Source organism: Enterobacter sp. SCRI0065 (assembly GCF_059766475.1).
On the sequence record NZ_JCBAJB010000001.1, the window covers coordinates 1,038,250 to 1,060,514 of the forward strand.

Sequence of the window (22,265 nt, forward strand, 5' to 3'; positions counted from 1 at the left end):
TCTATAGGAATCATCGAGTTAGGCACTGATGGGAAAGTGTCCGAAAAGTCGAAAAATAAAAGTGCTTACACGATTCACCGTTTTTTTGCTGGGCATAAATATGCCAGTATAAATACGAAGTCAGGTGTTTCTTACTCCGATCAAATATCACAAAAGGATTGTTTCGATGTCCAACAATGGCTCGTCACCGCTGGTGCTTTGGTATAACCAACTCGGCATGAATGATGTAGACAGAGTTGGAGGCAAAAATGCCTCCCTGGGTGAAATGATTACAAATCTGTCCGGTATGGGTGTTTCCGTGCCGAATGGGTTTGCCACAACCGCCGATGCGTTTAACTATTTTTTAGACCAGAGCGGTGTAAACCAGCGCATTTATGACCTGCTGGACAAAACGGACATCGACGATGTCACCGAGCTTTCCAAAGCCGGTACCCAGATCCGCCAGTGGATTATCGACACACCTTTCCAGCCGGAACTGGAAAAAGCGATTCACGAAGCCTACAACCAGCTTTCTGCCGATGATGCTGACGCCTCGTTTGCCGTGCGCTCTTCAGCAACGGCAGAAGACATGCCGGACGCCTCTTTTGCGGGCCAACAGGAAACCTTCCTCAACGTGCAGGGCTATGACGCGGTGCTGGTGGCGGTGAAGCATGTGTTTGCTTCATTGTTCAACGACCGTGCGATTTCCTATCGTGTGCACCAGGGCTATGACCATCGCGGCGTCGCGCTTTCTGCTGGCGTGCAGCGTATGGTGCGTTCCGACGTTGCCTCCTCCGGCGTGATGTTCTCCATTGATACTGAATCCGGATTTGACCAGGTGGTGTTCATCACCTCCGCATGGGGTCTGGGTGAAATGGTCGTACAGGGCGCGGTTAATCCTGATGAATTCTACGTGCACAAGCCGACGCTGGCGGCCAATCGTCCGTCGATTGTTCGTCGCACGATGGGCTCGAAAAAAATCCGCATGATTTATGCCCCGAACCAGGAGCACGGTAAACAGGTCACTATTGAGGATGTGCCGCAGGAACAACGCGATCACTTCTCGCTGACCGATGCCGAAGTGCAGGAACTGGCGAAGCAGGCGGTGCAGATTGAGAAACACTACGGCCGCCCCATGGATATCGAGTGGGCGAAAGATGGCCATACCGGTAAGCTGTTCATCGTGCAGGCACGTCCGGAAACCGTCCGTTCTCGTGGTCAGGTCATGGAGCGTTACACGTTGCATGCGCAGGGTAAAATCGTGGCGGAAGGTCGCGCCATCGGTCATCGCATCGGCGCGGGTGCGGTGAAAGTGATTCACGATATCAGCGAAATGCACCGCATTCAGCCGGGCGACGTGCTGGTCACCGACATGACCGACCCGGACTGGGAACCGATCATGAAAAAAGCGGCCGCGATTGTCACAAACCGTGGCGGCCGTACCTGTCACGCGGCGATCATCGCCCGTGAACTGGGCATTCCCGCCGTGGTCGGCTGTGGCGATGCGACCGAACGGATGAAGGAAGACGAGAAAGTCACGGTCTCCTGCGCTGAAGGTGATACCGGTTATGTTTACGCCGATATCCTCGACTTTAGCGTGAAAAGCTCCAGCGTAGACACCATGCCCGATCTGCCGCTGAAGATCATGATGAACGTCGGTAACCCGGATCGGGCGTTTGATTTCGCCTGTCTGCCAAACGAGGGCGTCGGTCTGGCGCGTCTGGAATTCATCATCAACCGTATGATCGGGGTGCATCCTCGCGCGCTGCTGGAGTTTGACGACCAGGATGCCGCGATTCAGAAAGAAATTCGCGAAATGATGAAGGGCTACGACTCACCGAAAGAGTTCTATGTCGGTCGCCTTACCGAAGGGATCGCCACGCTGGGTGCGGCGTTCTACCCGAAACGAGTCATCGTGCGTCTATCGGACTTTAAGTCCAACGAATACGCGAACCTGGTCGGTGGTGAGCGCTACGAACCGGAAGAAGAAAACCCGATGCTGGGCTTCCGTGGAGCCGGACGCTACGTTGCTGACAGCTTCCGCGACTGCTTTGCGCTCGAATGTGACGCCGTAAAACGCGTGCGCAACGAGATGGGTCTGACTAACGTGGAGATCATGGTACCGTTCGTCCGTACCGTGGACCAGGCGAAAGCGGTGGTCGAGGAGTTAGCTCGTCAGGGTCTGAAGCGCGGCGAGAACGGGCTTAAAATCATCATGATGTGTGAGATCCCATCCAATGCCCTGCTGGCAGAGCAGTTCCTGGAACACTTCGATGGCTTCTCTATCGGCTCCAACGATATGACGCAGCTCACGCTGGGTCTGGATCGCGACTCTGGCGTGGTTTCCGAGCTGTTCGATGAACGTAACGACGCGGTGAAAGCGCTGCTGTCGATGTCTATCCGCGCCGCGAAGAAACAGGGCAAATACGTTGGGATTTGCGGTCAGGGTCCGTCCGACCATGAAGATTTTGCCGCATGGCTGATGGAAGAAGGGATTGATAGTTTATCTCTGAACCCAGATACCGTGGTGCAAACCTGGCTGAGCCTGGCGGAACTGAATAAGTAAATCTGAGTAAACCTCACTCCTGACTAATATGATGGTGGGAGTGAGGTGGTTTTCGCTTATCTGGCATTCTGATTCTGCGCCGGTGCTTGTCGGCTCCATGCGTCGCTGTACTTAATCATGCCTTGTGGATAGAACCATTCGATGCCGGTATAGCGAATGCCGACAGACTCAATCATATTTGCGGAACGAGAGCCCGGAATATAGGTGTGATTTGCGCGGGCATACATCACCACAACGCTGTCCATGGTCACTCTGTAAACTTCACGCTCGATGCCAGATTCGGCAATTTCATAATACCGAACTTCCGCTTTTTGTAATCGTCGACCTTCACAAACGCAGATGGCCAGATAAGGGCTGACTTTATCGATTTGTTTATGAAGCGTAAACGCATCATGTTGCCGGGTTCCACCCATTCTTCCAGTGTGGGGGTCGACAGGCTGACTCACACCGTAACTGCTGCTCATGATTTCTGTCGCACCTTCGCGGCCTAAAACTTTACAGTCGCCATTAACGAGTATTCCATTTTCATCGTATAGAAATAAATAAGCGGGTAATGACATGATTATCTCCCTAGGCCAATAATTTTATTTTCATTATCAATAATGAAAGTGTAATAGTAATTTTTAAAATTTAATGTATAGCTTGCACCATACATGACGCCTTTTTTGAACGTTATATTAAAACAGGTTTGCGGATAGTAGAAATTTACATTGGCATTGGAGAGGATATCCTCGTAGGCTTTTCCGTTAGTAAAAATTTTGTAACGGGTTAGCAAGTCATCTTTGTTAACACTGAAGCATACGCGATCTCCTTCAATGTAAATGGGTTTCCACTCACTCATTTTTCCACCATCCTTACCGGGACAACCTGCCAAAGCGAGAAGAAAGGGGATGAGAAGTAAAGGTTTTTTCATAGTAGAATATCACCTAATATGTCTTCATATTTCGTTAAAAACTCACTGTCTGTTTTTGAGCAGTCATAATCTCTGAGCTGTATCAGATAAGTATTGTTGTAAGACCCGTAAGTCCTGACTAACCAGTAATCACTGACTAATGAAGCCTGTTGTTCTAAACTGTAATCAAGTAAATTAGATTGATCCAGACTATAGCTATAATCAGCAGCCCATGAAAATGCGCCTCGAGTTCGTACCCACATACCTCTCTGATGCTGCCAAACGTGCATCATTTCGTGCATGAATAAATGTTGTTCTTCAATCTTGTGTTTGAGAGGCATTGAAAAGTCATCTTCATAGGTTTCCTCTCTGAACCACATTTCTCCGTTTGGCGTCATCGCGGTTTTGGCTGACTGAAGATTAAATGGTAAATAGCTCTCCAGGTGAATCCATACCTGATGATAGTGAATACTGAAACCGAAAAGAGAACTGGCTAAATTAATTTCTCCCAACGTTAAACGTCTTAATCCACCCTCTTTAATCGCATCATATCTTACAGGTTCATGAAACATGGTTATAACCCTCCATTCGATGCGGGTATGTTAGCACCTCAGAACCAATAAACAATTATTTAAATAATGAATACGTTAGTATTAAAAATAAGAATAGTGAATTATGAGAACGCGTAATGATAGTCGCTAATAACGCCTTTAATAAAAAGCTTCAGGAGTTGCACCTGGTGTTTAAGACCTGTACATAGCATGGATAATGCAAGTGCGCTCAAAAAAACCATAAAAAAAAGCCCTTCGTGGGAGAAGGGCAAAGACTACACACAGCAATTCGTTGTTTCACTCAGGGGATTTCCATGCTTATAAATCAACGTGTTGATTCATAACCGTGACCTAATAGTAGGCATGCTCCCTTTTTGCGTCGATAAGATTCGTCTCAATACTTTAAGAGGCGTGAAGATTATGTGAGAAGAATGAGGGACTCAGCGGAAGAATTGCGGGTCGGACCAGAGTTCAGTAAATATATTGATAAGTACCGCTTAAGTATCAGGCGGGTTCCCCCGCCTGATTCAGGCCTATTGCTTGTTCTTATCTTGCAGCGTTTCGAGTTCGTGAAGCACCACGTCCGGATCGGTCGCTGGCGGTGGGATTTCATGTACCCATGCAGAGAACAGACGCCAGGTAACGGCCAGCAATACGGGACCGATAAACAAGCCGATCATGCCGAACGCAATCAACCCGCCGATGACGCCCGACAGAATCAGAATCAACGGCAAGTCTGCGCCCATGCGAATCAGCATCGGGCGGATAACGTTATCCATCGTACCGACCACGCAGCTCCACACCAGCAGCACCGTCCCCCAGGTGGTATCACCCGTCCAGTAGAGCCAGATAATGCACGGGATCAGCACCAGTAATGGCCCAAGCTGCGCCAGGCAGGTCAGAATCATGATGACGGTAAAAATGGTAGCGTAAGGCACGCCCGTAATCGCCAGACCAATCCCGCCGAGAACCGCCTGCACCAGTGCGGTGACCACCACGCCGAGCGCAACGGCACGTACCGCTTGTGCCGCCAGCAGAACAGCAGCATCACCGCGCGGCCCCGCAAGGCGCGTTGCGAAATGACGGATGCCCAGCGCCACTTGTTCACCCCGCCAGTACAGCAGGGCGCTGAAAAGCAGCATCAGCGTACAGTGCATCATAAAGCGACCAATGTGCGCCGCTTGCCCCACAAACCAGGTTGTCGTGGTGCCGATATACGGGCGCACTTTCGCCATAATGGCGCTGCCGCCCATCTCCAGCAGGCTGTGCCAGCCGCTATAGAGTTTGGCGCCGACAACAGGAATACTGTTTAACCAGGCCAGATCGGGAAGGGTCATATCACCACTGGAGATGGCGCGAATCACCGGCCCACTGGTATCCACCAGGCTATTCACCAGCAGGGCGATAGGAATAATGAAGACTAAGAAAAGCAGTAATGTCATGACCAGCACGGCGAGCGCGCGGCGGCCAAACAACAGTTTCTGCAAACGTAACAGCAGAGGCCAGGTGGCGACCACCACCGTACCGGCCCAGGCGAATCCCAGAACAAAAGGGCGAACAATCCACAGACACGCAATAATCATGATTGCTAAAAACAGCACCGACAGCAAAATTTGCGCAACATCCCTGGGCTGACGAAGATTGACCATAAATGAAACTTCCTTAGATGACACCAGCCAGGCTGGCGGGAACATAAAACCGCGTCTTACTAATCATTAGTGATTCCTGCGATTTTTGACAGGCGGATTTTGCCTGTAATTCTGCTGAGCGTATAAGAAAAAAATGTGATAAAACTTTTGTTATACAACGCAAACGATTCCCACAACACTAATTAGGGTCGACAGTAATGATCCCACTGATTTCTCAGGCACCCGGCGTCGTTCAGCTGGTGCTGAATTATTTGCAGGCACTGGAGCAACAAGGTTTTACAGGTGATACCGCCACAAGCTATGCCGACAGGCTGACGATGGCGACCGATAACAGCATCTACCAGCTACTTCCTGATGCCGTCGTTTTCCCTCGATCAACCGCTGATGTGGCGCTGCTAGCCCGTCTGGCTTCGCAGGAGCGCTTCGCGTCGTTAATCTTCACCCCGCGCGGTGGCGGGACGGGGACCAATGGTCAGGCCCTGAACCAGGGCATCATCATCGATATGTCGCGCTATATGAACCGCATCATTGAGATCAATCCTGAAGAGGGTTGGGTGCGCGTAGAAGCGGGCGTGATTAAAGACCAGCTAAACCAGTTCCTTAAACCGTACGGTTATTTCTTTGCGCCTGAGCTGTCAACCAGCAACCGCGCCACGCTTGGGGGGATGATCAACACCGATGCCTCCGGGCAGGGGTCGCTGGTCTACGGCAAAACGTCCGATCACGTCATGGGCGTGCGTGCGGTATTGCTGGGGGGCGATATTCTTGATACGCGCCCGATGCCGGTTGCGCTTGCCGAAACGCTCGGTGACGAGAACACCACGTCAGGACGCATTTATCGCACCGTGCTGGAAAGCTGTCGCGAAAACCGTCAGTTGATTATCGATAAGTTCCCGAAACTCAACCGTTTCCTGACCGGGTACGATTTGCGTCATGTCTTTAATGACGACATGAGCGAATTTGACTTAACGCGCATTCTGACCGGTTCTGAAGGCACGCTGGCTTTTGTCACCGAAGCGCGTCTGGATATCACCCGTCTGCCAAAAGTGCGCCGCCTGGTCAACGTCAAATATAACTCCTTTGATTCCGCCCTGCGTAATGCACCCTTTATGGTGGATGCCCGCGCGCTGTCGGTAGAAACGGTCGATTCCAAGGTACTGAACCTGGCGCGAGAGGATATCGTCTGGCACTCGGTCAGCGAGCTGATTACCGATGTACCCGATAAAGAGATGCTGGGGCTAAACATCGTTGAATTTGCGGGCGATGACGCTGAGCTTATTGAAAGTCAGGTGTCGTCGTTGTGCCATCGTCTGGACGAGCTCATCGTCCGGGGAGAAGGCGGCGTGATAGGCTGGCAGCTGTGCAACGATCTTTCCGGTATCGAGCGCATCTACGCGATGCGTAAGAAAGCGGTCGGTCTGCTGGGGAATGCCAAAGGCACGGCAAAACCGATCCCGTTTGCGGAAGATACCTGCGTACCGCCGGAACATCTGGCGGATTACATCGTTGAGTTCCGCGCGCTGCTGGATTCCCACGGCTTGAGTTACGGCATGTTTGGCCACGTGGATGCGGGCGTGCTGCACGTTCGCCCGGCGCTGGACATGTGCGATCCGCAGCAGGAGATCCTGATGAAGCGGATTTCCGACGACGTGGTAGCCCTCACGGCGAAATACGGTGGCTTGCTGTGGGGGGAACACGGGAAAGGTTTCCGCGCTGAATACAGCCCGGCTTTCTTTGGCGAGCAGCTTTTTGGCGAACTACGCAAAGTGAAAGCCGCATTCGATCCCGATAACCGTCTTAACCCCGGCAAGATTTGTCCGCCAGCGGGCGTTGACGATCCGATGATGCAGGTCGATGCCGTGAAGCGCGGCACTTTCGACAGGCAGATCCCCATTTCGGTGCGTTCATCGTGGCGCGGGGCGATGGAGTGTAACGGGAACGGATTGTGCTTTAACTTCGATGTGAACAGCCCGATGTGTCCGTCGATGAAAATCACCAGCAATCGCATTCACTCCCCGAAAGGGCGCGCCACGCTGGTACGCGAATGGCTGCGACTGTTGGCCGATCGCGGCGTCGATCCGCTGAAACTGGAAAGCGATCTGCCAGAAAAACGCGCCAGCCTGCGCGCCCTGATCGAGCGTTCACGAAATAGCTGGCATGCAAGAAAGGGCGAATACGATTTTTCACACGAGGTGAAGGAGGCGATGTCCGGCTGTCTGGCCTGTAAAGCCTGCTCCACGCAATGCCCCATCAAAATCGACGTACCGGAGTTCCGCTCGCGCTTCTTGCAGCTGTATCACTCGCGTTATCTGCGCCCGATGCGCGATCATCTGGTGGCAACCGTTGAGACCTACGCCCCGCTAATGGCTCGTGCGCCAAAAACGTTTAACTTCTTTATCAATCAGCCGCTGGTGCGCAAGCTGTCTCAGAAACATATCGGTATGGTCGATCTGCCGCTGCTCTCTACGCCGTCTTTACAGCGCGAGCTGGTGGGGCACCGTTCCGCAAATATGACGCTGGAACAGCTTGAAGCAATGAGCGATGAGCAAAAAGCGAAAACCGTGCTGGTGGTGCAGGATCCTTTTACCAGCTACTACGATGCGCAAGTTGTTGCCGATTTTGTGCGTTTAGTGGAGCGAGTGGGTTATCAGCCGGTGGTGCTGCCTTTCTCGCCGAACGGTAAGGCTCAGCACATTAAAGGTTTCCTCAACCGCTTCGCGAAAACCGCGCAGAAAACGTCTGATTTCCTCAACCGGGTGGCGCAGCTCGGCATGCCAATGGTCGGCGTCGATCCGGCGCTGGTGCTGTGCTATCGCGATGAGTACAAGCAGGCATTGGGCGACAAGCGTGGGGAATTCCACGTGATGCTGGTGCACGAGTGGTTACCTGCCGCGTTGCAGACCGCTGTCACGAACGACGTGAGCGGAGAATCCTGGTATCTGTTTGGTCATTGCACCGAAGTGACTGCGCTACCCGCCGCCACCGCCCAGTGGGCCTCCATTTTCGCCCGCTTTGGCGCGAAGCTTGAAAACGTCAGCGTCGGCTGCTGCGGGATGGCAGGAACCTACGGGCATGAAGTAAAAAATCACGCCAACTCGCTCGGGATATACGAGCTGTCCTGGCACCAGGCGATGCAACGTCTGCCGCGAAACCGCTGTCTGGCAACGGGGTATTCCTGCCGTAGCCAGGTGAAGCGCGTTGAAGGCAGCGGTGTACGCCATCCCTTACAGGCTTTACTGGAGATTATTGGATGATCTGGAAAAGAGCAGTGACGCTACAGGCGCTCAATGCGATGGGCGAAGGAAATATGGTTGGTCTGCTGGATATCCAGTTCAGCCGAATCGGTGAAAACGATATCGAAGCAACCATGCCGGTAGACAGTCGCACGCATCAACCGTTTGGCCTGCTGCACGGCGGCGCGTCCGTGGTGCTGGCCGAGACGCTGGGCTCGGTGGCCGGTTATCTGTGTACGGAAGGGGAGCAAAAAGTGGTGGGGCTTGAAGTTAACGCCAACCATATCCGTTCTGTCCGTAGCGGACGTGTACGCGGTGTATGTCGTGCTCTTCATGCTGGCGGGCGTCATCAGGTGTGGCAAATTGATATTTTTGATGAGCAGGAACGCCTGTGCTGCTCGTCGCGTCTGACGACGGCGGTAGTTTAAAGCGGGGGGCAACATCGGATATGTTTTGTTTTTGGTCAAAAATCGGCCAGTGAAAAGTGCTATACTGGTCAGGTTTTAACCATCAACGAGGATATTATGGATACCGAATTAAGCCCAACCAAGCTGGCAGTGGAATTTTTACGTCGCGATAAGAGCAATCTTTCTCCGGCACAGTATCTGAAAAAGCTCAAGCAGCTTGAACTGGAGTTTGCCGATTTGCTCTCGCTCTCTTCGATGGAACTTAAAGAAGAGATCTACTTTGCCTGGCGGTTGGGCGTTCACGTCCATTGATTGTTGAACCTTGTAAATAGGCCGCCTCTGCGGCCTTTTTTTATTTATGTAGCCTAAGTGATGACCGTTATATAACCACAAATGGATAATGGTTTATCCCGTCTAATAACCCTATAATCTCCGTCCCTTTTCATGTCTTAAGTTTAAGCTGGAGGATACATGGAGTTTAGCCGGAGGCAGTTCTTTAAGATCTGCGCGGGCGGTATGGCAGGAACAACTGTTGCATCTCTCGGATTCTTATCATCTTTTTCCGCTCAGGCGGAAACACGTCAATACAAACTCTTAAAAGCAAAAGAGACGCGTAATAACTGTACATATTGCTCCGTTGGTTGCGGCATGATCATGTATAGCCTCGGCGACGATGCCAAAAACGTCAGACAACGTATTTATCACGTCGAAGGCGACTCGGATCATCCGGTCAGTCGCGGCTCGCTGTGCCCGAAAGGGGCAGGGGTGCTGGATTATATTCACAGCGATAATCGCCTGCTTTATCCCGAATATCGTGCGCCGGGCTCGGACAAATGGCAGCGCATCTCCTGGGACGATGCTATCGAGCGCATTGCTCGTCTGATGAAGGCCGATCGCGATGCCAATTTTATCGAGACAAACCCACAAGGGCTAACGGTCAACCGCTGGACTACCACGGGTATGCTGTGCTCGTCGGCAGCCAGTAATGAAACCGGTATTCTTGACGGCAAATTTGCCCGCGCGCTGGGCATGGTGGCGATCGACTGCCAGGCTCGTCTTTGCCATGGCCCCACCGTTGCCGCGCTGGCACCCACTTTTGGCCGCGGTGCGATGACCAATAACTGGGTCGACATTAAAAACGCCAACGTGGTGCTGATCATGGGCGGTAATGCCGCCGAGGCTCACCCGGTCGGTTTTAAATGGGTGATTGAAGCGCAAACCAAAAACGACGCCACGGTGGTGGTGGTCGATCCTCGTTTCAACCGCAGCGCGGCGGTGGCCGATCTGTATGCCCCCATTCGCGCTGGTTCCGATACCGCCTTCCTGCTGGGGGCCATCCGATACCTTATCGAGCATAACGCTATCCAGCACGAATACGTCCTCGCCTATACCAACGCCGGGCTGATCGTTCGCGAAGACTACGCTTTCGATGACGGATTATTCAGCGGCTACGACGCCGACAAGCGCCAGTACGATAAATCGAGCTGGTGCTATCAACTGGACGAGCAGGGTAACGCACTGCGTGATGACACGCTCAGCCATCCTCGCTGCGTCTGGAATTTGCTGAAAAACCACGTTGATCGCTACACGCCGGAGATGGTCAACCGTCTTTGCGGAACCTCGATTGATGATTTCAACCGTATCTGTGAGATCCTCGCCAGCACCAGCGTGCCGGATCGCACGGCGACGATTTTGTACGCGCTGGGCTGGACGCACCATTCGGCGGGTGCGCAGATCATCCGTGCGGCAGCAATGCTACAGCTGCTGCTGGGTAATATTGGCATGGCGGGCGGGGGTGTTAACGCGCTGCGCGGCCACTCTAATATTCAGGGCTATACCGATTTGGGTTTGCTCTCGACCAATCTGCCGGGCTATATGCCGCTACCGTCTGAAAAACAGCCGGATTATCAGACCTATATTTCACAGATCACTCCGCCATCTCTGGGCCTGAATGAGGTCAACTACTGGCAAAATACGCCGAAGTTCTTCATCAGCATGATGAAAAGCTTCTGGGGCGAGCACGCCACGGCTGACAATAACTGGGGCTACGACTGGCTACCGAAATGGGATCGTCTGTATGACGTTATGACCCAGGCCAAGTTAATGCTTGAGGGTAAAATCAACGGCTACATCGTGCAGGGGTTTAACCCGCTGGCGGCGTTCCCGGATAAAAACAAATCGTCCCGCGCGCTTTCGAAGCTGAAATACATGGTGGTTATCGATCCGCTGGTCACCGAGTCCTCCACCTTCTGGCAGCATCACGGCGAAATGAACGACGTCAACCCAGCGGATATTCAGACCGAAGTCTTCCGTCTGCCGTCGTCCTGCTTTGCAGAAGAAGACGGGTCGATTGCCAACTCCGGGCGCTGGCTGCAATGGCACTGGGCGGCGGCCGAGCCACCGGGTGAAGCGATGCACGATGGTAAAATTCTGGGCCGCTTGTTCATGCGCCTGCGTGAACTGTATCAGGCTGAAGGCGGGGCAAATCCTGCTCCGGTGCTGAATATGTCGTGGAACTACAAAAATCCGCGCGATCCGCATCCGGAAGAGATCGCTCGCGAAGCTAACGGCACGGCGCTGGTGGATCTCTTTGATGACCAGGGTCAGTTGGTTGCGAAGAAAGGTCAGCAGCTCAACAGTTTTGCGCAACTGCGTGACGATGGCAGCACCAGCAGTTTCTGCTGGGTGTACTGTGGAAGCTGGACCGAGCAGGGTAATCAGATGGCGAACCGCGATAACAGCGATCCATACGGACTGGGCTGTACGCCAGGCTGGGCGTGGTCATGGCCGGCAAACCGTCGCATCCTGTATAACCGCGCCTCTGCCGATCCTGCCGGTCAACCCTGGGACAGTAAACGAGCGCTACTGCACTGGGATGGCAAAAAATGGACGGGTCAGGACGTGGCGGACTATAACGCCTCGGCACCGGGCAGTAACGTCGGGCCATTTATCATGAACCCGGAAGGCGTGGCGCGCCTCTTCTCCATCGACAAGATGAATGACGGCCCGTTCCCGGAGCACTACGAACCGATAGAGTCGCCGATTGGCACCAATCCGCTGCATCCAGACGTGATCTCAAGCCCCGTTGCGCGCGTGTTTAAAGAAGACTTGCCCAACATGGGCAAAGCGGACGAGTTCCCCTACGTCGCCACCACCTATTCCATCACCGAGCTATTCCGTCACTGGACTAAACATTCGCGCCTGAACGCTATCGCTCAGCCGGACCAGTTTATTGAGATTGGCGAAGCGCTGGCACAGGAGAAGGGCATTGCTGCCGGGGATGAGGTGAAAGTGATGTCGAAGCGCGGTTACATCAAAGCCAAAGCGGTGGTGACCAAACGCCTGCAAACCCTGACGATCGACGGTCGCAAAGTCAATACCGTCGGCATTCCGTGCCACTGGGGCTTTGAGGGCGCGACGCGTAAAGGATTCCTGGCTAATACGTTGACGCCATCCGTGGGCGACGCCAACTCGCAAACGCCGGAATACAAGGCGTTTTTAGTCGACATCGAGAAGGCGTAAGGGAGGCCACGTATGTCTATGCAATCACAAGATATTATCAAACGTTCGGCCACCAACGGCTTCACGCCGCCCCCGCAGGCGCGGGATTTCAAAACGGAAGTCGCCAAGCTGATTGATGTGTCCACCTGTATCGGCTGTAAAGGTTGTCAGGTGGCCTGTTCAGAATGGAATGATATTCGCGACGAAGTGGGCGTGTGTGAAGGCGTATACGATAACCCGATGGATTTGAGCGCCAAGTCCTGGACAGTGATGCGCTTTAGCGAAACCACGCAGAACAACAAGCTGGAGTGGCTGATCCGCAAGGACGGCTGTATGCACTGCGCGGATCCGGGCTGCCTCAAGGCTTGTCCGTCAGCCGGGGCCATTATCCAGTACGCCAACGGGATTGTAGATTTTCAGTCCGATCACTGTATTGGCTGCGGCTATTGCATCGCCGGCTGCCCGTTCAATATTCCACGCCTGAACCCCGACGATAATCGGGTCTACAAATGTACGTTGTGCGTAGACCGCGTCAGCGTCGGTCAGGAACCGGCCTGTGTGAAAACCTGCCCGACCGGAGCGATTCATTTCGGCAGCAAAAAAGAGATGCTCGAGATGGGTGACGCGCGCGTGGCGCAGCTTAAAAAACGCGGTTATGCCAATGCGGGCGTCTACAACCCGCAGGGGGTAGGCGGTACGCATGTGATGTATGTTCTGCACCATGCCGACCAGCCGGATCTTTATCACAACCTGCCGAACGATCCGAAAATCGACGTACCGGTCAACCTGTGGAAGGGCATTCTCAAACCGCTGTCGGCGGCCGGATTCATCGTCACCTTTGCCGGGCTGATTTATCACTATATCGGCGTGGGGCCAAACAAAGAGACGGACGATGACGAAGAGGAGAACGATCATGAGTAAGAGCAAAATGATCCTGCGCACCAGGTTTATCGATCGCGCGTGTCACTGGACGGTGGTGATTTGCTTCTTCCTGGTGTCGCTTTCCGGTATTGCGCTGTTTTTCCCAACGCTTCAGTGGCTAACGGAAACTTTCGGCACGCCGCAAATGGGGCGTATTCTGCACCCGTTTTTCGGCGTGCTGATCTTCTTTGCCCTGATGTTTATGTTTGTACGCTTTGTTCATCACAATATCCCGGATAAACAGGATCTTCCCTGGATTAAGGGCATCGTTGAGGTGCTGAAAGGCAACGAGCATAAGGTGGCGAACGTCGGCAAATATAACGCCGGGCAGAAAATGATGTTCTGGACCATCATGAGCATGATTTTTGTGCTGCTGGCAACGGGCGTGATTATCTGGCGTCCGTACTTTGCTCACTACTTCCCGATTAAGCTGGTGCGCTGGAGCCTGTTAATCCACGCCACGTCGGCAATTATTTTGATTCATGCGATCCTTATTCATATGTATATGGCGTTCTGGGTGAAGGGATCGATTAAAGGGATGATCGAAGGGAAGGTGAGTCGCCGCTGGGCGAAAAAACACCATCCTCGTTGGTATCGTGAGGTCGAGGCCGAAGAGCAACGTAAAGAGTAGCTCAAACAAGAGGCTCGCGTTGCGAGCCTTATTTCTAACAGTGAGACAACTGGGGTGATACAGCTTAAGATTTTTATGCGGTTATGATCTGTCTTGCCTGCTGTTGATGAGTTAAGTGCGGCGTAGAACCACCTCTTTTCCCTGTTGAGCATCCTTTAATGTTTGCTCAGCAACATTGCGTTCAGAACTTTTCAGGCAGCATGTTGACCTTCTGCAAAATACCTCGATTTATCTCGATATAACCCCCCTCCCGTAACGCAGCAAGAATGCGCATAACGCCGCTGCGTGAAAGGTTAGTCTTCCCTCTGATATAGTGCTCGGCGGTGATGTTTTCCCGCAGGCTGGCATCCTCGCTGAGCAATACTAACAGTTGCTCTCGAACTATTTCATACGAAGTCGGGGCAGTGAGTTGCTGATTGAATAGGAAAAGTTTACCGGAGACCACCATCATATGTTTTGCCAGCACTTCCCAGAGCGCGTGCTTGTCGATGACCTCGCAGGCTTTATCCAGCGGAAGAATCCCGATTTCACACAGCGTCAGGGTTTTTATATAGCCGTCTATCTTCATTTCGGTCATGTTGGCAGTCCCGATAAGCCCTGGCGCGGAAAAGGACATAATCGCCGTATCGTCGCTCTGGCGATGAACAAAGGCCCGGCCTTTCAATATTAAATAACAATACCATTCATTACCCACTTTCAAGCTCAGACGGCGACGGGGAAGGATCTGTTTTACGATCGCCTCCCGCTGGAGATGCTCGACCAGAGTTTGGGCAAAATCTGAGGTGCGCGTAATAAACGACGGCGTCAGGGTCTTTGACATGTCACATTTCCCTTTCGAGAACAAGTTCATGATGAAGGGAAGTATAGTGTTTCTGATAAACCGTCACCTTTTTTTTGCAGAAACGCGAAGAATCTTGTCACCCATGATTAATACTTTAACGGAAGTGAATCGATACGAACGAGAACGCCACGCTCCAACGTGATACAGCCTGCATCACGTAAAGTGGCGATGATGCGCATAACGCCGCTTCGTGAAAGATAGGTCCGACTCAAAATGTAATTGGCTGCGGTGATGCTACAGCGCGTTTGCTCGGACTCCCTCATTAACTCCTGGAGCTGAAAGCGAATAATTTCGTAGGACGACATCTGCGAAATAGCAGAGCTATGGTCATAGATACGCGACGCGGTATAGACCAGTAGCTTACACAGGCTCTGCCAGACGTTGCAGCTCTCAATAACAAGATTGAATCGCTCCAGCGACAGACGACTCATTCTGGCATTTTCCGTCACCCGAATATAAAGATTTTCCGTTTGCGAAAGTTGATTGCTGACGCCAAGAATAAAGACTGATTTTTCAGAGTTCATCACCATACCGTCGCCGCGACGGTTTAACGTTACGCTTCCTTCATGCAATAAATAACATGTTCTTTTGCCACGAATGCCATATCGTAGAATTTCGCCTTTTTTAGCCTTGAACGGCTCGCAGAAAGGTTCGATATTTTCAATCAGATGCGCGATATCAGCGATGGGTTTAATGGCCTGCGCAGATTCGCTCAGCAGGAGATCTCCTGCCGACATTTTTGTATTCATAGTTTACTCAATGCGTCATTGATATTTTATGGATAATATTTTCTGTGGATTATGTTTTTAGGTTTTGAGAAAATAAATGTAATATTGGTGTCATAGTAGACTACTAGGTTAACAAATTTTTAATAAGTGTATATGTGGCTTGCAATAGCGGAACGCACCGTGTTGACTAATTGTTAATAACAAAGTCTACAGTTGGCTTGCAAAGGGTTTGAGTTAATCAGAAAAACCCTATAAATTTCACTCCAGCAAATAAATATGACAAAACAAAGTTACAAAGTGATGCTTTGCGTCTGTTTATTGCACCCTGGAAAAGAAATATTTGGCACACAATAAATGACTATATAGTCATGTGGATGTTGCTGCCTGAGTTTCGGTTATCAATAAAGTTAATTAAGGAAATTGTTTCATGAAAAAGAATATTATCGTTGCTGTTATCGTTGCTACTGCTGCTCTGTCTATGTCCAACGCGTTTGCTGCTGCTGGCACCGTGAACTTCAATGGTGAAATTCTGGACGCAGCGTGTACCGTAGACGTCGGTTCTCAGAACCAAACCGTTGAACTGGGCAAATATAATAAATCTGAATTTGCTGCTGCTGGCGACGTGACTGCTGCAACCAAGTTCAATATCGTACTGAAAGACTGCCCAGAAACGGTAACCTCTGCAGCTGTACGTTTTGACGGTAAGCCGGAAGCGTCTAACTCTGCTCTTCTGGCTATCGACAGCACCGTAGCAGGCGCCGCAACTGGCGTAGCTATCAACCTGATGACCGCTGACAAAGCTCAGCTGCCACTGCACGGTTCTAACGGTTACAGCTACACGCTGACTTCTGCTGCTGATAACACTCTGGACTTCTTCGCCCAGTACAAATCTACCGTTGATACCGTGACCGCGGGCCCGGCAAATTCTGTGGCTAACTTCTCTGTTGTATATAACTAATTTTCCTGGCCGGAAAACGACTGGGGCCAGCCTGCCGGCCCCTTTTTTTATCGAGGTATAGAATGAACTTCCTGAGCAAAACTTTAATTGCCTGTGTGGCATTTTCTGCGGGAATAACCGCAGCCAACGCTGGTGTGATTATCGGCGGCACGCGTGTTATTTATGACGGCAATAAAAAGGAATCCTCTATTAGCGTGAATAACCCGGACACGACGCCGTATTTGATTCAGTCGTGGGTAGAAACGCCAAATGGGGGGGCTGAGAAAGCTCCTTTTATCGTCACGCCGCCTTTATATCGTCTGGACAAAGATCAGCAGAATGTCGAGCGCATCGTGATGACCGGTGCCTTACCGCAGGATAAAGAATCCTTATATTGGCTGAATATTAAAGCCATTCCTGCGGCGCCCGCAAAAGATAATACGTTACAGATTGCGGTGAAAACGCGAATTAAGCTGATTTACCGTCCGGCAGGTTTAAAAGGCACGCTACCAGAAGAGCAGGCGGACAAATTAACCTGGCAGCGCGCCGGGAACCAAATTCAGGTGACGAACCCAACCAGTTTCGTGATGAACTTCAATGAAATTAATGTCAGCGGCAAAAAGCTGGAAGCGGTGAGCTATGTCCTGCCGGGCGCCTCGGCACGTTTCGATTTGCCGAAAGCGGTAAGCGGCGGGGCGGTGACCTTCAAAATTATTAACGATTACGGCGGTACGGGAACCGTGCATAACGCCAGCATTTAATATCGCAACTGAATAAGGACACTACAGTTTTTATCACGGCGGAGTAAGTTTTTGATGAATAGCACAACGCAGGGAAAAAAATTCAAACCTGCAAAACTGGCCTGTTTGGTAGCGTTTATTTTGGCGGGTGTCTCGCATTCCGCCCACGCGCGCGATTATTTTAACCCTGAACTGATCGAGCTGGATAACCCGGGTATGAAGGGTGCAGACCTTTCAGCCTTTGAATCCGGCTCACAGCTGCCCGGCACCTATCGCGTGGATGTGGTACTTGGCGATCAGGTTGTGGACACGCGTGCGATTGAGTTCGCCGCACAAAAAGGAACGGATGGTGAAGAGTCGCTCCAGCCCTGCCTGAGCGTTGAGCAGCTAAAAGCCTGGGGCGTAAAAACCGAGCTGTTCCCTGATCTGTCTGCGGACGGCAAATGCGCCAGACTGGCGGCCATTCCGCAGGCTTCGGCTGAATTTTTGTTTAGCGCACAGCGTCTGAACATTAGTATTCCGCAGGCGGCCCTTTCACCGCAGGCGCGCGGCTATGTCCCACCTGAAATGTGGGACGAAGGTATTACCGCCGCGATGCTGAACTACAGCCTGAGTGGCTCTAATAACTGGGCGCGTAACGGCAACGGCAGCGATACCAACAGCCAGTATGCGAACCTGCGTCCGGGCGTGAATATCGGTCCATGGCGGTTGCGGAATTACACTACCTGGAATCGCGACAGCAGCGGTAACGCTAAGTGGGACACGGTTTACACCTATGCGCAGCGGGCGATTATTCCCCTCAGGGCACAGCTGACCACCGGGGACAGCTCTGCACCGGCGGATATTTTCGACAGTATGCCGTTTCGCGGCGCGCAGCTGGCCTCTGACGACGACATGATGCCGGACTCATTAAAAGGTTACGCCCCAGTGGTGCGTGGGATTGCCCGCACCAACGCGCAGGTGATTATTCGCCAGAACGGCTACCAGATTTACCAAAGCTATGTTTCCCCGGGTGCGTTTGAAATTAACGATATGTACCCGACGGGCGGCGCAGGGGATCTCGACGTTACCATTAAGGAAAGCGACGGCAGCGAGCAGCACTTTACCGTGGCGTTCGCCTCGTTACCGGTGCTCCAGCGCGAAGGGCGATTCAAGTATGCGCTGACCGGCGGTCAGTATCGTTCTTATAACAGCGACGTTGATAAAACACCGTTCGGGCAGATGACCGGGATATATGGTCTGCCACACGGTTTTACCCTCTACGGCGGGTTGCAGGAATCGAGCAAGTATCAGTCGATTGCGGCTGGTGTGGGTAAAAATATGGGTGATTTCGGTGCGTTTTCAACCGACGTGACCCAGGCGTGGTCAACGCCCAAAGACCAGGAAAAAAGCAGCGGACAGTCGTGGCGTATTCGCTACAGCAAGAACTTTGTCGACACGGGGACGAACTTCGCTATCGCCGGTTATCGCTATTCGACCAGTGGTTACTACGGCATGCAGGAAGTGCTGGATTCCTACGGTGACAGCCGCGCGTTACAGGACCGTCGCCGCAACCGCATGGAGCTGACCATGAGTCAGAACATCGGTCAGAACCTCGGTTCGATGATGTTAAGTGCGGTGAAAGAGGATTACTGGAATTCCGGTAAAACCATGGAGTCGTACAGCGCCGGGTATAACAACTCGTGGGAAAGCATCAGTTACGGCGTGACCTATACCTACAGCAAAAACGGCAGTACCGACAGCTACGGTAAAACCACGAGCTACGACAAGGATCAGCAGCTGGCGTTTAACATCAGCGTGCCGCTGGAGAAATTCTTGCCGCGCACCTGGGCTAACTACAGCATGAACAGCAGTAAGAATAATGGCACCACCCACTCGGTTGGCGTGAACGGCACGGTGCTGGAGAACAACGCCCTGAGCTGGAACGTGCAGCAGGGCTATGGCACCAACGATGTGGGCTATACCGGCAACGCCAACGGCGATTATAAAGGCACCTACGGCGAAGTGACGGCGGGCTATGGTTATGACAAAGACAGCGATCGTCTGAACTACGGCTTACAGGGCGGGATTTTAGCGCACGAAAATGGCGTGACCTTCTCCCAGGCGCTGGGTGAAACCAACGTGCTGGTGAAAGCGCCGGGCGCGAAAGGGGTGAGTATCCAGAACCTGAGCGGGGCAAAAACCGACTGGCGTGGCTACACCACCGTCAGCAACCTGACGCCGTACCGTAAAAACGATGTGGCGCTGATGACCGATACTCTGCCGGATGACGTGGAGCTGGAATTGACCAATAAGACAGTTATTCCTACGCGTGGCGCGATTGTGAAGGCGGATTATGTGGCGAATGTTGGGTTGCGGGTAGTCATGACTCTAATAAAGAAGAACGGTAAGCCTGTACCGTTTGGATCCATTATCAGTCTTAACGGTAACAATTCCAGACAATTTATTATGGGGGATGCCGGCCAAATTTATCTTACCGGAATGCAATCCGAGGGCAAGATCATTGCCAAATGGGGAAATAATGCAGATAGAGTGTGCTCATTTCAATACTCCCTGAAAGAAAAAACTGGTAATTATGGGGTTATTCTGGCTCAAGGTCTTTGTAATTAAACAGTACTGCATTCCCCCTGTGAGTAATAAGGATTAATATGTTAAACAGAGCAATTAACAAAGTATTGATGACGATTGCGCTCATGTTTTTTTCTTTGCAAATAGCTAATGCTGCATGTGGTTTTGCTTCGGGTACCAGTTATCAAACTAAGAGTTTTAATTTCGGCAACGTAATTGTACAGCGGGATACGCCGATCGGTACAGTTGTTGCGAGTTCAAGTACTGGTCCCTGGTCGGGAGGTACGACACTTTTTGGTTGTGATACAACTTGGACATATCGCTGGGAGTTGTCTCGCTTTACGACGTCTACGAGCATAACCGGTGTATATGCAACAAATGTCCCTGGCATTGGCTTAAGATTATATAACGACGCCAATGGGAAAATATTTCCATATGACCAATTTCAGAATGGGAATGCTTATATAATTATTAGTTTTGGGATAGTTGCGGAATTAGTAAAAACAAGTTCTGGGAGTGTGGGGGCTGGAGCCATAACAATGGGTGCTTTGGCAAAGGCCAGTATCGCGAACGTGATGTATACCGAAGAAGTGGGTATGGGGAATAACACCATTATTCCGGTGGCCTGCTCCTTAACAACACCAAATTTAAACTTCCCAATTGGTGATATATTGGCCTCAAAGTTCGGCACCTCGGTAGGAACAATTCCCTCCGGTGCCCAAAACACCCAAAATCTGGGCCTAAACTGTGACGCTGGAGCCAATATTAACGTGACGCTGCAAGGTGCGCAAAACCCGGACGTCAGCACCACCAGTGTCTTAGCCTTAACCGGCCAGGGAAATGCGGATGTGGCACAAGGGGTTGGCGTGCAGTTGTTATATAACGGTTCACCGTTAGTGTTAAATAACCGTATTGTGCTGAAGCAATCGTCCGGTGGGCAGGAAACTTTCCCAATTACGGCGCGCTATTATCAGACTAAATCCAGCGTCGCCACAGGCAAAGCTAACGCATCAGCGACCCTTGATTTAACCTATCAATAAATAATATAGGAATTAAAAAATGGTGAAATTAATGATTATCGCTGGGGTGACGTTTGGCCTGATGCTGGCAAGCCACGTTGCAGACGCAGGGGATCCGGTGACGTTAAATATAACTGGTAATGTGATAGCTGCACCCTGTGAAGTAAAAAGCGACAGTATTACGAAAAGTATCGATCTCGGTCAGAATATTCAGGCCTCAGCGTTGCAGGCGGCGGGAACCGCTACGGACTGGGTTGCATTTGATGTAAATCTGGTCAACTGCCCAGCGGGAACCACTAAGGTGTTAATCACCTTCCACGGCACGGCGGACAGCAGTAATCCGGCGGATATGTATAAGAACACGGGAACGGCAACTAACATCGCGGTGCAGTTACAAGGGTCAAGCGGCGATCAATTTGGTAACGGCAAAACGTATACCGGCATTATTGCCAATAATGCCTATAGCTACCATCTGCGCACCCGCGCTTACACCCAAAACGGTGGCGTAGCCCCCGGCACTATCAGTGCTGTGGTCACCGCCAGCTTCACCTATCAGTAAGCGGCAGGGAGTAACGTAATGAAGAACGGCTTAATGATTCTCTTATGCGCGCTATGGGCTGTTCCGCTTTACAGCCATGCAGATGCCTCTATGACGATGTCAGGAAATGTCGTCGCCAGCCCGTGCACGGTCGACACTGGGACGGTCAACAAAACGGTGGAACTGGGCTCGATCCAGCGCCGGGACGTGCAAACCGCCGGGGAAGGGGGGAGCTGGACAGATTTCGATCTGCTGGTGAAAGACTGTCCTGCTGGCACCAGCAAAATCACGGCAGCCATGACGGGAACGGCTGACGCGCAGGATAGCACGGCGTGGAAAAACAGCGGCACCAGCAGTAACGTTGCGCTGCGTATCGCCAGCCGTGACCATAATACGGTTTATGCGGTCAACAGCACGATGCAGGTCAATGTCGATACCAGTACGCGCAGTACAACCTTCCCGCTGTCGGCGCGGATGTTTACGCCAGAAGGCAGTGCCGTCGCCGGGACCTTTACCTCGGTCATGAACGTTAACTTCACCTATCAGTAATCGTATTGTTGGTTT

At 51.9% G+C, this 22,265-nt stretch carries 19 protein-coding genes and 1 other RNA gene; 13 read left to right on the forward strand and 7 right to left on the reverse strand.

All coding sequences use genetic code 11. The features are described 5' to 3' along the window. Window positions 1-166: 166 nt before the first annotated feature. Complete coding sequence (ppsA, locus tag AC6EMZ_RS05055; protein ID WP_498401305.1) at window positions 167-2,545, forward strand: phosphoenolpyruvate synthase; 2,379 nt, start codon at window positions 167-169, stop codon at window positions 2,543-2,545. A 56-nt stretch (window positions 2,546-2,601) separates the two neighbouring features. Here the strand turns inward: ppsA and AC6EMZ_RS05060 are convergent, their stop codons facing one another. From AC6EMZ_RS05060 to ydiK, 5 genes are all read right to left on the reverse strand, one after another. Continuing rightward, window positions 2,602-3,105: an Hcp family type VI secretion system effector gene (locus AC6EMZ_RS05060; RefSeq protein WP_498401306.1), complete on the reverse strand. Its 504-nt coding sequence runs from the start codon at window positions 3,103-3,105 to the stop codon at window positions 2,602-2,604. A gap of 2 nt (window positions 3,106-3,107) precedes the next feature. Continuing rightward, the gene (locus tag AC6EMZ_RS05065) at window positions 3,108-3,458 is read right to left on the reverse strand and encodes a putative T6SS immunity periplasmic lipoprotein (RefSeq protein ID WP_498401307.1); all 351 of its coding nucleotides are present in this window, start codon (window positions 3,456-3,458) and stop codon (window positions 3,108-3,110) included. Then, window positions 3,455-4,009 (reverse strand): type IV secretion protein Rhs, encoded by a 555-nt coding sequence (locus AC6EMZ_RS05070; protein WP_498401308.1) that lies wholly within the window; start codon window positions 4,007-4,009, stop codon window positions 3,455-3,457. Before AC6EMZ_RS05070 ends, AC6EMZ_RS05065 begins: the two co-directional genes overlap by 4 nt. 219 nt (window positions 4,010-4,228) lie before the next feature. Then, an RNA gene (gene rprA, locus AC6EMZ_RS05075) (antisense sRNA RprA) lies at window positions 4,229-4,336 on the reverse strand. A gap of 185 nt (window positions 4,337-4,521) precedes the next feature. After that, window positions 4,522-5,637: an AI-2E family transporter YdiK gene (gene ydiK, locus AC6EMZ_RS05080; protein WP_498401309.1), complete on the reverse strand. Its 1,116-nt coding sequence runs from the start codon at window positions 5,635-5,637 to the stop codon at window positions 4,522-4,524. Between the two features lie 197 nt (window positions 5,638-5,834). Between ydiK and ydiJ the strand changes: the two genes are divergently transcribed. The 6 genes from ydiJ to fdnI all read left to right on the forward strand — a co-directional run bounded on the left by ydiJ (window position 5,835) and on the right by fdnI (window position 14,330). Continuing rightward, window positions 5,835-8,891, forward strand: a complete 3,057-nt coding sequence (gene ydiJ / locus AC6EMZ_RS05085) for a D-2-hydroxyglutarate dehydrogenase YdiJ (protein WP_498401310.1) — start codon at window positions 5,835-5,837, stop codon at window positions 8,889-8,891. Beyond that, on the forward strand, window positions 8,888-9,298 hold the full coding sequence (menI, locus tag AC6EMZ_RS05090; protein ID WP_498401311.1) for a 1,4-dihydroxy-2-naphthoyl-CoA hydrolase: 411 nt from the start codon (window positions 8,888-8,890) through the stop codon (window positions 9,296-9,298). The genes ydiJ and menI overlap by 4 nt, the downstream gene beginning before the upstream one ends. A 96-nt stretch (window positions 9,299-9,394) precedes the next feature. Then, the gene (locus AC6EMZ_RS05095) at window positions 9,395-9,589 is read left to right on the forward strand and encodes a YdiH family protein (RefSeq protein WP_498401312.1); all 195 of its coding nucleotides are present in this window, start codon (window positions 9,395-9,397) and stop codon (window positions 9,587-9,589) included. A gap of 159 nt (window positions 9,590-9,748) precedes the next feature. After that, window positions 9,749-12,799, forward strand: coding sequence for a formate dehydrogenase-N subunit alpha (gene fdnG, locus AC6EMZ_RS05100; protein ID WP_498401314.1), 3,051 nt, complete (start codon window positions 9,749-9,751; stop codon window positions 12,797-12,799). Between the two features lie 12 nt (window positions 12,800-12,811). Next, window positions 12,812-13,699 (forward strand): formate dehydrogenase subunit beta, encoded by an 888-nt coding sequence (gene fdxH / locus AC6EMZ_RS05105; protein ID WP_498401315.1) that lies wholly within the window; start codon window positions 12,812-12,814, stop codon window positions 13,697-13,699. Then, the gene (gene fdnI, locus AC6EMZ_RS05110; protein WP_498401316.1) at window positions 13,692-14,330 is read left to right on the forward strand and encodes a formate dehydrogenase-N subunit gamma; all 639 of its coding nucleotides are present in this window, start codon (window positions 13,692-13,694) and stop codon (window positions 14,328-14,330) included. Before fdxH ends, fdnI begins: the two co-directional genes overlap by 8 nt. Window positions 14,331-14,511: 181 nt before the next feature. On the opposite strand, the gene AC6EMZ_RS05115 is transcribed toward fdnI, so the two are convergent. Together AC6EMZ_RS05115 and AC6EMZ_RS05120 are read right to left on the reverse strand one after the other, a co-directional pair. Continuing rightward, window positions 14,512-15,150 carry a helix-turn-helix domain-containing protein gene (locus AC6EMZ_RS05115; protein WP_498401317.1) on the reverse strand — a complete coding sequence of 213 codons (639 nt, stop codon included), beginning with the start codon at window positions 15,148-15,150 and terminating at the stop codon, window positions 14,512-14,514. A gap of 107 nt (window positions 15,151-15,257) precedes the next feature. Further along, on the reverse strand, window positions 15,258-15,920 hold the full coding sequence (locus tag AC6EMZ_RS05120; RefSeq protein WP_498401319.1) for a helix-turn-helix domain-containing protein: 663 nt from the start codon (window positions 15,918-15,920) through the stop codon (window positions 15,258-15,260). Window positions 15,921-16,326: 406 nt separating this feature from the next. Here AC6EMZ_RS05120 and AC6EMZ_RS05125 point away from each other — a divergent pair, with 406 nt between their 5' ends. The 6 genes from AC6EMZ_RS05125 to AC6EMZ_RS05150 all read left to right on the forward strand — a co-directional run bounded on the left by AC6EMZ_RS05125 (window position 16,327) and on the right by AC6EMZ_RS05150 (window position 22,250). Beyond that, complete coding sequence (locus AC6EMZ_RS05125; RefSeq protein ID WP_498401320.1) at window positions 16,327-16,857, forward strand: fimbrial protein; 531 nt, start codon at window positions 16,327-16,329, stop codon at window positions 16,855-16,857. 62 nt (window positions 16,858-16,919) lie between these two features. After that, the gene (locus AC6EMZ_RS05130) at window positions 16,920-17,597 is read left to right on the forward strand and encodes a fimbrial biogenesis chaperone (protein ID WP_498401321.1); all 678 of its coding nucleotides are present in this window, start codon (window positions 16,920-16,922) and stop codon (window positions 17,595-17,597) included. Window positions 17,598-17,651: 54 nt separating this feature from the next. Further along, window positions 17,652-20,186 (forward strand): fimbria/pilus outer membrane usher protein, encoded by a 2,535-nt coding sequence (locus tag AC6EMZ_RS05135; RefSeq protein WP_498401322.1) that lies wholly within the window; start codon window positions 17,652-17,654, stop codon window positions 20,184-20,186. Between the two features lie 38 nt (window positions 20,187-20,224). Further along, on the forward strand, window positions 20,225-21,184 hold the full coding sequence (locus AC6EMZ_RS05140) for a fimbrial protein (protein ID WP_498401323.1): 960 nt from the start codon (window positions 20,225-20,227) through the stop codon (window positions 21,182-21,184). 19 nt (window positions 21,185-21,203) lie between these two features. Then, window positions 21,204-21,722 (forward strand): fimbrial protein, encoded by a 519-nt coding sequence (locus AC6EMZ_RS05145; protein WP_498401324.1) that lies wholly within the window; start codon window positions 21,204-21,206, stop codon window positions 21,720-21,722. 18 nt (window positions 21,723-21,740) lie between these two features. Next, window positions 21,741-22,250: a fimbrial protein gene (locus tag AC6EMZ_RS05150; protein WP_498401325.1), complete on the forward strand. Its 510-nt coding sequence runs from the start codon at window positions 21,741-21,743 to the stop codon at window positions 22,248-22,250. Window positions 22,251-22,265 lie beyond the last annotated feature (15 nt).

Bases quoted from the DNA above. Each gene is read 5' to 3' on its own strand.
- ppsA (WP_498401305.1), top strand. From the start codon at position 167: ATGTCCAACAATGGCTCGTCACCGCTGGTGCTTTGGTATAACCAACTC.
- AC6EMZ_RS05060 (WP_498401306.1), bottom strand. From the start codon at position 3,105: ATGTCATTACCCGCTTATTTATTTCTATACGATGAAAATGGAATACTC.
- AC6EMZ_RS05065 (WP_498401307.1), bottom strand. From the start codon at position 3,458: ATGAAAAAACCTTTACTTCTCATCCCCTTTCTTCTCGCTTTGGCAGGT.
- AC6EMZ_RS05070 (WP_498401308.1), bottom strand. From the start codon at position 4,009: ATGTTTCATGAACCTGTAAGATATGATGCGATTAAAGAGGGTGGATTA.
- ydiK (WP_498401309.1), bottom strand. From the start codon at position 5,637: ATGGTCAATCTTCGTCAGCCCAGGGATGTTGCGCAAATTTTGCTGTCG.
- ydiJ (WP_498401310.1), top strand. From the start codon at position 5,835: ATGATCCCACTGATTTCTCAGGCACCCGGCGTCGTTCAGCTGGTGCTG.
- menI (WP_498401311.1), top strand. From the start codon at position 8,888: ATGATCTGGAAAAGAGCAGTGACGCTACAGGCGCTCAATGCGATGGGC.
- AC6EMZ_RS05095 (WP_498401312.1), top strand. From the start codon at position 9,395: ATGGATACCGAATTAAGCCCAACCAAGCTGGCAGTGGAATTTTTACGT.
- fdnG (WP_498401314.1), top strand. From the start codon at position 9,749: ATGGAGTTTAGCCGGAGGCAGTTCTTTAAGATCTGCGCGGGCGGTATG.
- fdxH (WP_498401315.1), top strand. From the start codon at position 12,812: ATGTCTATGCAATCACAAGATATTATCAAACGTTCGGCCACCAACGGC.
- fdnI (WP_498401316.1), top strand. From the start codon at position 13,692: ATGAGTAAGAGCAAAATGATCCTGCGCACCAGGTTTATCGATCGCGCG.
- AC6EMZ_RS05115 (WP_498401317.1), bottom strand. From the start codon at position 15,150: ATGTCAAAGACCCTGACGCCGTCGTTTATTACGCGCACCTCAGATTTT.
- AC6EMZ_RS05120 (WP_498401319.1), bottom strand. From the start codon at position 15,920: ATGAATACAAAAATGTCGGCAGGAGATCTCCTGCTGAGCGAATCTGCG.
- AC6EMZ_RS05125 (WP_498401320.1), top strand. From the start codon at position 16,327: ATGAAAAAGAATATTATCGTTGCTGTTATCGTTGCTACTGCTGCTCTG.
- AC6EMZ_RS05130 (WP_498401321.1), top strand. From the start codon at position 16,920: ATGAACTTCCTGAGCAAAACTTTAATTGCCTGTGTGGCATTTTCTGCG.
- AC6EMZ_RS05135 (WP_498401322.1), top strand. From the start codon at position 17,652: ATGAATAGCACAACGCAGGGAAAAAAATTCAAACCTGCAAAACTGGCC.
- AC6EMZ_RS05140 (WP_498401323.1), top strand. From the start codon at position 20,225: ATGTTAAACAGAGCAATTAACAAAGTATTGATGACGATTGCGCTCATG.
- AC6EMZ_RS05145 (WP_498401324.1), top strand. From the start codon at position 21,204: ATGGTGAAATTAATGATTATCGCTGGGGTGACGTTTGGCCTGATGCTG.
- AC6EMZ_RS05150 (WP_498401325.1), top strand. From the start codon at position 21,741: ATGAAGAACGGCTTAATGATTCTCTTATGCGCGCTATGGGCTGTTCCG.